Source organism: Actinomadura rubrisoli, assembly GCF_004349215.1.
GTDB classification, from domain to species: domain Bacteria; phylum Actinomycetota; class Actinomycetes; order Streptosporangiales; family Streptosporangiaceae; genus Spirillospora; species Spirillospora rubrisoli.
On record NZ_SMKU01000685.1, the window covers coordinates 1 to 1,564 of the forward strand.

Consider the following 1,564-nt stretch of genomic DNA (forward strand, 5'->3'; position numbering starts at 1 on the left):
CAATGCCATTTAGTTAAGCTTGTGTCCTCCAGTATCCACATATCCACAGTTGAGGTTGTGGGTTTCGTTGTTGGGCAACGGCTGTGAGCTGGGGCTGCTATTTTTCGGCTATGGCAGATCCTGGCAACGGTGGCAGCGGTTACGGTTCAGTCGTGACGGAGCGAATCGGTATTGGTGTGCTGACGCGGATCGTTCCGCGTGAGTTGGTGGACGAGGTCATACTGGAATCTGGCAGGCGTGAGCAGCGACTGCGTAAACTTCCCGCGCGCGTGGTCGTCTACTTCGTGATGGCAATGACGCTCTTTCATGGTGAATCCTACGAAGAGGTCATGCGTAAGCTGGTCCAGGGCCTGCGCTGGCTGGGGAGCTGGCGAGCTGAATGGACGATCCCGACGCCGGCGGCGCTCACCCAGGCCCGGCAGCGTCTGGGCAACGAGGTGATGCGTAATCTGTTCGAGCGCGTAGCGGTTCCCTGTGCCCTGCGCTCCACGAAAGGTGCCTGGCTGGGGCGCTGGCGGCTGATGGCGCTGGACGGCTTTGACGTAGAAGTCTTCGACAGCCCTGCTAACGGTGACCGCTTCGGCTTCTCCGGGAAAAAGAAGAACGAGAAGGGAGTCTTCCCCAAAGCGCTGGTCGTAGGGCTTGCCGAATGCGGCACACACGCGATCGTCGCCGCCGAGCTCGGTGCGCAACGAGAAACCGAGGTCGCGCTGGCAACCCGGTTGCTAGCCACCGACGCCGTCGGCGACGACATGCTCATCATCGCCGACAAGGGGATGTACAGCCACGAAAATATGAAGCGAATCAAAGATGGCGGTGCCGATGCCCTGTTCAGGGCGAAAATGAACAACGATCTTCCGATTCTGGAATGGCTGCCGGACGGGTCATATCTTTCATACTCGGCAGATCCACGACGCAAGATGGCAGCCTACGAGCGACTACGTAGAGGCACCATCAAGATCTCAGATCTGCCCGGATTCCCTGTGCGCGTCTTCGATTACCAGGTACTCGGGCAAGGAGACGAGGACGAGCTCTTCACTCTGGTCACCACCATCCTGGACCCGGAGCAGGCGCCCGCTGCGGGACTGGCGGCGGCATACCACGAGAGGTGGGAGATCGAGTTGGTCATTGACGAGGTGAAGACCCACCAGAAGGGGCCGGGGGCGCTCCTGAGGTCGAAGACCCCGGAACTTGCCGAACAAGAACTCTGGGGATTCCTTCTCAGCCATTATGCCGTCCGCAAACTTATGACGGAGGCCGCCGACCAAGCGGATATCGATCCGGACCGGCTCTCCTTCATTCGCTCACTGCGAGTCGTCCGCCGCCAGATCACCGGGCCGGCGGATTTTTCCCCCGAAGCACCTTGAACGAGCCACCGCAGATGCCCTGGCAGAGATACTTGAACGGCCAAATCCTCCCCGCCGCATGCGGACTTACCCACGGGTGGTCAAACGCCAGCGTCACAATTCTTTCCGCGTGAAGAAATCTACGGACCATGGAGTGCGACACCCGCGCCCGCCAGAAATCTACCTCTTCAGTCCAGCTGCCTAACTAAATGGCATTG

Annotated in this window: 1 protein-coding gene; it reads left to right on the forward strand. The window is 59.7% G+C overall.

Going from position 1 to position 1,564, the window contains the following annotated elements:
* Positions 1-152: 152 nt before the first annotated feature.
* Positions 153-1,367, forward strand: coding sequence for an IS4 family transposase (locus E1298_RS46845; protein ID WP_243726271.1), 1,215 nt, complete (start codon positions 153-155; stop codon positions 1,365-1,367).
* Positions 1,368-1,564 lie beyond the last annotated feature (197 nt).